Origin of the sequence: Pseudomonas sp. BF-B-26, from assembly GCF_019956495.1 — a bacterium.
GTDB lineage: Bacteria > Pseudomonadota > Gammaproteobacteria > Pseudomonadales > Pseudomonadaceae > Aquipseudomonas.
This window is the reverse complement of the sequence record NZ_JAHBDP010000020.1, coordinates 1-7,182: the sequence shown is the minus strand read 5'-3', so window position 1 is coordinate 7,182 and position 7,182 is coordinate 1. Positions and strand designations below refer to the sequence as shown.

7 protein-coding genes are annotated in these 7,182 nt (G+C 58.1%); 5 read left to right on the top strand and 2 right to left on the bottom strand.

Translation table 11 applies throughout. The annotated features are described in order from the left end of the window. Nucleotides 1-103 precede the first annotated feature (103 nt). Entirely contained in the window at nt 104-688 is a 585-nt protein-coding gene (locus KGB03_RS01565; protein WP_218536661.1) for a transporter substrate-binding domain-containing protein, read from the bottom strand. Nucleotides 689-822: 134 nt separating this feature from the next. Here KGB03_RS01565 and KGB03_RS01560 point away from each other — a divergent pair, with 134 nt between their 5' ends. After that, on the top strand, nt 823-1,248 hold the full coding sequence (locus KGB03_RS01560) for a DUF4399 domain-containing protein (protein WP_218536662.1): 426 nt from the start codon (nt 823-825) through the stop codon (nt 1,246-1,248). 63 nt (nt 1,249-1,311) lie between these two features. Here the strand turns inward: KGB03_RS01560 and serA are convergent, their stop codons facing one another. Beyond that, complete coding sequence (gene serA / locus KGB03_RS01555; RefSeq protein WP_008150498.1) at nt 1,312-2,541, bottom strand: phosphoglycerate dehydrogenase; 1,230 nt, start codon at nt 2,539-2,541, stop codon at nt 1,312-1,314. A gap of 204 nt (nt 2,542-2,745) precedes the next feature. Between serA and KGB03_RS01550 the strand changes: the two genes are divergently transcribed. The 4 genes from KGB03_RS01550 to KGB03_RS01535 all read left to right on the top strand — a co-directional run bounded on the left by KGB03_RS01550 (nt 2,746) and on the right by KGB03_RS01535 (nt 7,080). Then, complete coding sequence (locus tag KGB03_RS01550; protein ID WP_033053391.1) at nt 2,746-4,140, top strand: FAD-binding oxidoreductase; 1,395 nt, start codon at nt 2,746-2,748, stop codon at nt 4,138-4,140. Between the two features lie 36 nt (nt 4,141-4,176). Continuing rightward, nucleotides 4,177-4,842: a fumarylacetoacetate hydrolase family protein gene (locus tag KGB03_RS01545; protein ID WP_046045170.1), complete on the top strand. Its 666-nt coding sequence runs from the start codon at nt 4,177-4,179 to the stop codon at nt 4,840-4,842. Nucleotides 4,843-5,100: 258 nt separating this feature from the next. After that, the gene (locus KGB03_RS01540) at nt 5,101-6,033 is read left to right on the top strand and encodes an SdiA-regulated domain-containing protein (protein WP_218536663.1); all 933 of its coding nucleotides are present in this window, start codon (nt 5,101-5,103) and stop codon (nt 6,031-6,033) included. A gap of 129 nt (nt 6,034-6,162) precedes the next feature. After that, nucleotides 6,163-7,080, top strand: coding sequence for an SdiA-regulated domain-containing protein (locus KGB03_RS01535; protein ID WP_223526044.1), 918 nt, complete (start codon nt 6,163-6,165; stop codon nt 7,078-7,080). The last annotated feature ends 102 nt before the right edge of the window (nt 7,081-7,182 follow it).

Sequence of the window (7,182 nt, the reverse complement as noted above, 5' to 3'; positions counted from 1 at the left end):
GGCTTGCTCGCGAAAGCGGTGTGTCAGTCAACATCAACTATGACTGTCACACCGCTTTCGCGAGCAAGCCCGCTCCCACAGTAGTTATTCGTCAGCCCTGAAATCAGGGTTTGGGCGCCACACTCGCATCCGCCCCCAACCACTTCTGTTCCAGTGCCTCCAATCGCCCATCCGCCTTGATCCGCTGCAGCGCGTTTTCCAGGCTGGCATGAAACGCCGGGTTACCTTTCTGAAACGGAATCGCCAGGCTCACTGCCGGGCCAACCTTTGGCTTCTCTTCCGTCAGCGACTGCACCAGCAGAATCGAACGCGGCTCTTCCTTCTGCGCGATCAATTGCGCATCAGTGTGAATGTAAGGTTCGCTGAAATCGAAACGATCCTTGAGGTCCGGGGTCACTGCTATGTGGTTGATGGCAATGTCGTATTTACCGCTTTCGACACCGGTCAACAGGTCGTCGGAATCGGTAACGACGAAGTCGGCCCGCACATCCAGTTCGTTGGCCAGCAGTTGCCCCAACTCGACTTCGAAGCCGGAGAGTTGGCCGTCTTCCTTGAAATTGAAGCGCGGTGTATTAGCCTCAAGGGCAATACGCAATTCGCCTCGGTCGTTTACATCGTCAATCAGTTCGGCATGAGCCAAAGGGCTCAGAAGGGGTAGCAGACAGATCAGGCCAGGCAGAAAACGCATGGTCACTCCTTTGAATTCATTATCGCGACGCTCTGTTCAGGCTCGCTTTGCTATGGTTGTCGAGAGCCTTCGACAACGAATGGCCGTGAAGTTGTCATGGCCACGCGGATTTTACGAAAAAACTGGAGAAGAAAATGAAAACCTTTATGTCACGAGCAGCATTGGCTGGCCTGTTGATGGGTGCTTCGATGCTGGCAACGGCTGGTACACCGGCTCCCAAAGGTGCAGAAGTGTCCATCGTTTCTCCTGCGGACGGAGCCACGGTACCGCAAACCGTCGTCGTCAAGTTCGCTGTCGAGAACATTGCGCTGGCGCCAGCGGGCGATGTCACCAAGAACACCGGCCATCACCACCTGCTGATCGATGTCGACAAACTGCCTGCCGCCGGTGCGCCGATCCCCAACGATGCCAACCATTTGCACTTCGGCAAGGCGCAGACCCAGGCTGAAGTCAAGCTGACGCCGGGCAAGCACACCTTGCAGCTGGAACTGGGCGATAGCGGCCACATGCCGTTCGATCCGCCGATCGTGTCGGAAAAAATCACCGTCAACGTTAAGTAGCGTTAGTCGCGCCCATGAAAAAGGAGACCCGAAGGTCTCCTTTTTTTGTCACTCAAGTCACTATCAGAACAACACGCGGCAACGAATGGTGCCGTTGATGTGCTGCAGCTTCTCTTGCGCCATTTCCGAGTACTCGGCGTCGACGTCGATCACGACGTAGCCGACTTTCTCGTTGGTCTGCAGGAACTGACCGGAAATGTTGATGCCGTTTTCGGCGAAGACCTTGTTGATCTCGCTCATCACACCCGGAATGTTCTCGTGGATGTGCAGCAGACGGTGCTTGCCAGGGTGAGCCGGCAGGGCCACTTCCGGGAAGTTCACCGACGATACCGAGGTACCGTTGTCGCTGTACTTGACCAGTTTTTCTGCCACTTCCAGACCGATGTTGGCTTGCGCTTCAGCGGTGGAACCGCCGATGTGCGGGGTCAGGATCACGTTGTCCAGGCCACGCAGCGGGCTTTCGAACTCTTCTTCGTTGGAGCGTGGCTCCACCGGGAAGACGTCGATGGCCGCGCCGATCAGGTGCTTGTCCTTGATCGCGTCCGCCAGCGCTTGCAGTTCAACTACAGTGCCGCGAGCCGCGTTGATCAGGATGCCGCCCTTCTTGATCGCACGGATTTCTTTCTCGCCGATCATCCACTGGGTCGCAGCGGTTTCCGGAACGTGCAGGGTGACGATGTCGGACATGCCCAGCAGCTCGGTCAGGTTACCGACCTGAGTGGCGTTGCCCAAAGGCAGCTTGGTCACGGTGTCGTAGAAGTACACCTGCATGCCCAGGCCTTCCGCCAGAACCGACAGTTGAGTACCGATCGAGCCATAACCGACGATGCCGAGCTTCTTGCCACGGATCTCGAAGGAGTTGGCCGCGCTCTTGATCCAGCCGCCACGGTGGCAGGAAGCGTTCTTCTCTGGGATGCCGCGCAGCAACAGGATCGCTTCGGCCAGCACCAGCTCGGCAACGGAGCGAGTGTTGGAGTACGGAGCGTTGAACACTGCGATGCCGCGTTCGCGGGCAGCATTAAGGTCAACCTGGTTGGTGCCGATGCAGAAACAGCCGACAGCGACCAGTTTCTTCGCGTGATCGAAGATTTCTTCGGTCAGTTGAGTGCGCGAGCGAATGCCGATGAAGTGCGCATCAGCGATCTTTTCCTTCAGCTGGGCTTCCGGCAGAGAACCTGTGAGGTACTCGATGCTGGTGTAGCCCGCCGACTTGAGGACGTCGACAGCCGATTGGTGGACGCCTTCGAGAAGAAGGAACTTGATCTTGCTCTTATCGAGAGAAGTCTTGCTCATCTGCGTAAACCTGTATCCCGGAGAAAAATGGCAGGAAATAGCCAGCAGACGCTGACCCGGACGGCAGGAAAGCCGTCGCCACAGAATAGCCGTTGGGCACTATCCTGCGGGGTCGGTATGCTAGCATATGCACCCCGCTAAACACTCATTCCTGCGACGTGAAGCGTTCTCAGGATGACCATGAATTGTTCGAGAGTTCTGTCGATGACCAATCCTGCCCTGATTGAAGAGCTGAAGACCCTGGTTGAGCCTGGCAAGGTGCTGACCGATGCCGACTCCCTGAATGCTTACGGTAAGGATTGGACCAAGCATTTCGCCCCGGCCCCGACCGCCATCGTGTTCCCCAAGACCACCGAGCAGGTCCAGGCCATTGTCCGTTGGGCCAATGAGCACAAAGTTGCGCTGGTGCCGTCGGGCGGTCGCACCGGGCTGTCCGCCGCTGCCGTGGCCGCCAATGGCGAAGTCGTTGTGTCCTTCGACTACATGAACCAGATCCTCGACGTGAACATGACCGACCGCACCGCGGTCTGCCAGCCGGGCGTAGTCACCGAACACCTGCAGAACGTCGCCGAAGATAAAGGCCTGTACTACCCGGTGGATTTCGCTTCGGCAGGTTCGAGCCAGATTGGCGGCAATATCGGCACCAATGCCGGCGGGATCAAGGTCATTCGCTACGGCATGACCCGTAACTGGGTCGCCGGCATGAAAGTGGTCACCGGCAAAGGCGATCTGCTGGAACTGAACAAAGACCTGATCAAGAACGCCACCGGTTACGACCTGCGCCAGCTGTTCATCGGCGCTGAAGGCACCCTCGGTTTTGTGGTCGAAGCCACCATGCGTCTGGACCGCGCACCGAAAAACCTCACCGCCATGGTCCTCGGCACTGCCGATTTCGACTCGATCATGCCGGTGCTGCATGCGTTCCAGAGCAAGCTCGACCTGACCGCCTTCGAATTCTTCTCCGATAAAGCGTTGGCCAAGGTCATGGGCCGGGGCGACGTACCGGCGCCTTTCGAAACAGATTGCCCGTTCTACGCGCTGCTGGAATTCGAAGCGACCACCGAAGAAGTGGCCAACCACGCCCTGGAAACCTTCGAGCACTGCGTTGAGCAGGGCTGGGTGCTGGACGGCGTGATGAGCCAGAGCGAAACCCAGTTGCAGAACCTCTGGAAGCTGCGCGAATACATCTCCGAGACCATTTCCCACTGGACGCCGTACAAGAACGACATTTCGGTCACTGTGTCGAAAGTCCCGGCGTTCCTGAAGGAAATCGACGCGATCGTCGGCGAACACTACCCGGATTTCGAAATCGTCTGGTTCGGCCACATCGGCGACGGCAACCTGCACTTGAACATCCTCAAGCCGGAAAACCTGAGCAAGGATGAGTTCTTCGCCAAGTGCGCGACCGTCAACAAGTGGGTGTTCGAAACCGTCGAGAAGTACAACGGTTCGATTTCCGCCGAACACGGCGTGGGCATGACCAAGCGTGATTACTTGACCTACAGCCGCTCGCCGGTCGAGATCGAGTACATGAAAGCGGTCAAAGCGGTGTTCGATCCGAACGGCATCATGAACCCGGGCAAGATCTTCGCTGTTTGATTTTCGAACGTTAAGAGCACGAAACAGGAGTCGGTAATGAGCTATCAGCACCAGTATGTCGACGGTACGCGTATTCACTTCCCACTGGGGAAAGTGGTGTGCATTGGCCGTAACTACGCCGAACACGCCAAGGAACTGGACAACCCGGTGCCTACAGAACCGCTGCTGTTCATTAAGCCGGGCAGTTGCGTCGTGCCGCTGGAGGGTGGTTTCAGCATTCCGACCGAACGTGGCTCGGTGCATTACGAAGCGGAAATCGCGGTGTTGATCGGCAAACCTTTGTCGACCAAACCGAGCCGTGAAGAAGTGCTCGATGCCATCTCCGGCTTCGCCCCGGCCCTGGACCTGACCCTGCGCGACAAGCAGGCCGAGCTGAAAGCCAAGGGCCTGCCGTGGGAAATCGCCAAGTCCTTTGACGGTGCGGCGGTGATTGCGCCATTCGTGTCCGGCAGCACATTCGCTGATCTGACCGACATCGGCATCCGCCTGACCATCAACGGCGAAGTGCGCCAGGACGGCAACAGCAGCGCGATGCTCAATCCGATCGTGCCGATGATCCAGCACATGGCCGGCTGCTTCTCGCTGCAGGCCGGTGATGTGATCCTGACGGGTACGCCGGTTGGCGTCGGCCCGCTGAATGTCGGTGACGAACTGGTGCTGGAATTGCCAGGCGCCAGCAGCTTCACCAGCAGCGTGCGCTAGTCAGATCACCGCTGAACCCTGTGGGAGCGAGCCTGCTCGCGATAGCGGTCTGTCATTCGACATCATTGTTGAATGTGCTGGCCTCATCGCGAGCAGGCTCGCTCCCACATTTGGTTTCTGTGATGGGCAATGGAAGGGCAATCCCGCCATTTCCCGTTTTTTTCACATTCCGTCCGGATAATTCCGGGACTTGCGGCGTCTTGGCCGGTCCCAATTGTGCTATTACCCTTAGCCTGAATTTCTGGAACGCATCCCTCAATGGTCACCCAACAACCACTGCCCAAGCTTAAAACTGCCCGCCGTTCGCGCTTTGTCATGCGTTGGTATTCCTGGCTTTTGCTGGTGGCCGCCGCCGCGTATGGCGTTGCGTTTGCCATGCATTGGGATGACCGTGGCGTGCTCTGGTTGCGCGAGCGTTTCGAAAGCCCCGCCGAACGTCAGCAGAGCATCTGGCTGCCGGATTACCGGGCAGTGATCGATGCCAAGGTGCTGCCGGGCATGGAGAAGGACGAAGCGTCGGACCTGGCGTACGACCCTCAAACCAAAACCCTGTTCTCGGTCATGGGCAAGAACCCGTTCCTCGTCGAGCTGACACTGCAGGGCGACGTGCTGCGCAAAATGCCGCTGGTGGGCTGGAGCAATCCTGAAGGCGTGACCGTGATGGGCAACGGTCTGCTGGCCATCGTTGATGAGCGCGACCACATGCTCTCCATCGTCAAGGTTGACGCCGACACTCGCGAGCTGAACATCGCCAACTTTGCGAAATACGACCTCGGCCCTTCGAAAGACCAGAACAAGGCGTTCGAAGCCATTGTCTGGGATTCGCGCAATCAGCAAATGTTGCTGGGTGAAGAGCGTCCACCGGCGTTGTTCTCCTGGAAAAGCAACGACGGCCAGACACTCACCGGCGACAAGCAAAAACTTACCAGTGATGCACTGGACATCCGCAACCTCTCGGCCCTGGCCATCGACCGCCGCACCGGTCACACCCTGGTGCTGTCTGCCGACTCCCACTTGTTGCTGGAGCTGGACGAGAAGGGCGAGCAGGTCAGCTTCATGACCTTGCTGGGCGGCTTCAATGGTTTGAAGAAGACCATTCCTCGCGCTGAAGGCGTGACCATGGACGAGGCGGGCACGCTGTACCTGGTGAGCGAGCCGAACCTGTTCTACCGCTTCGAAAAGCAGAAATAAGCCCGCCGTGAGGGTGGCGCGCGGTCGCCTGTTGGGGTACACCTGCGGGACCGCGGCCACTGGCCATTAAGCTTCAATTCAGACTGCCGTGGTATTTCATCCGCCCGTCCTGATTCCGAACTTGCCCGAATGCGCCGACTTGCCCGCCCCAAACCCCTGATTCTGATCCTGTCGGTCATTGCGTTGATCGCGCTGGTTGCGGTCGGCCAGAACCTGCGCCTGTTCGAGCGCGCCTGGTTCAACCTGCACGCCCTTTGGCAGCCAGAGAACGGTCAGTCCATCGCTCTGGATCAGTACCAGGTAGCGGTCGAGGCGCGAGTCATTGTTGGGCTGGACAACGATGTTTCGGCGCTGACCTTCGATCCGGTGCGCAAAAGCCTGTTCACCGTCACCAACAAAAACTCAGAGCTGATCGAACTGTCGCTGGACGGCCAAATTGTTCGACGCATTGCGTTGATCGGGTTTGGCGATCCGGAAGCCGTGGAATTCATCAGCGCCGATATGTACGTGATCACTGACGAACGTCAGCAGCGGCTGATCAAGATTCATCTGGAGAACGACACAACGTTCCTTGATGCAGCGGATGCCGAGCAGATGACCCTTGGCGTGCACATGAGCGGCAACAAGGGCTTCGAAGGCCTGGCTTACGACTCGGTGGGCAAGCGGTTGTTTGTCGCCAAGGAGCGCGACCCGATGCTGATCTACGAAGTGCAGGGCTTTCCCCATTACAACCCGGAAAAATCCTACGCGGTGCACGTCGTGAACAACCCCAAGCGCGATGCCGGGATGTTCGTGACGGACCTGTCGAGCCTGCAATACGACGAGCGCAGCGGCCATCTGTTGGCGTTGTCGGATGAGTCGCGGCTGATTCTGGAACTCGATGTGGACGGGCGGCCGCTGAGTACCCTGTCATTGAGCAAAGGGCGTCAGGGGTTGCAGAAGACGGTGCCGCAAGCGGAAGGGATCGCCATGGATGACGACGGTACGATGTACCTGGTGAGCGAGCCGAACCTGTTCTACGTCTTCAAAAAACCAGCACAACCCTGACCAACACCCCAAAACCAATGTGGGAGCGGGCTTGCTCGCGAATGCGGTGTGTCAGTCGACATCTCTATTGACTGACACACCGCATTCGCCTGTCTCTTATAC

Excerpts from the sequence above, each read along its gene's own strand:
- KGB03_RS01565 (WP_218536661.1), bottom strand. The coding sequence starts at position 688 with ATGCGTTTTCTGCCTGGCCTGATCTGTCTGCTACCCCTTCTGAGCCCT.
- KGB03_RS01560 (WP_218536662.1), top strand. The coding sequence starts at position 823 with ATGAAAACCTTTATGTCACGAGCAGCATTGGCTGGCCTGTTGATGGGT.
- serA (WP_008150498.1), bottom strand. The coding sequence starts at position 2,541 with ATGAGCAAGACTTCTCTCGATAAGAGCAAGATCAAGTTCCTTCTTCTC.
- KGB03_RS01550 (WP_033053391.1), top strand. The coding sequence starts at position 2,746 with ATGACCAATCCTGCCCTGATTGAAGAGCTGAAGACCCTGGTTGAGCCT.
- KGB03_RS01545 (WP_046045170.1), top strand. The coding sequence starts at position 4,177 with ATGAGCTATCAGCACCAGTATGTCGACGGTACGCGTATTCACTTCCCA.
- KGB03_RS01540 (WP_218536663.1), top strand. The coding sequence starts at position 5,101 with ATGGTCACCCAACAACCACTGCCCAAGCTTAAAACTGCCCGCCGTTCG.
- KGB03_RS01535 (WP_223526044.1), top strand. The coding sequence starts at position 6,163 with ATGCGCCGACTTGCCCGCCCCAAACCCCTGATTCTGATCCTGTCGGTC.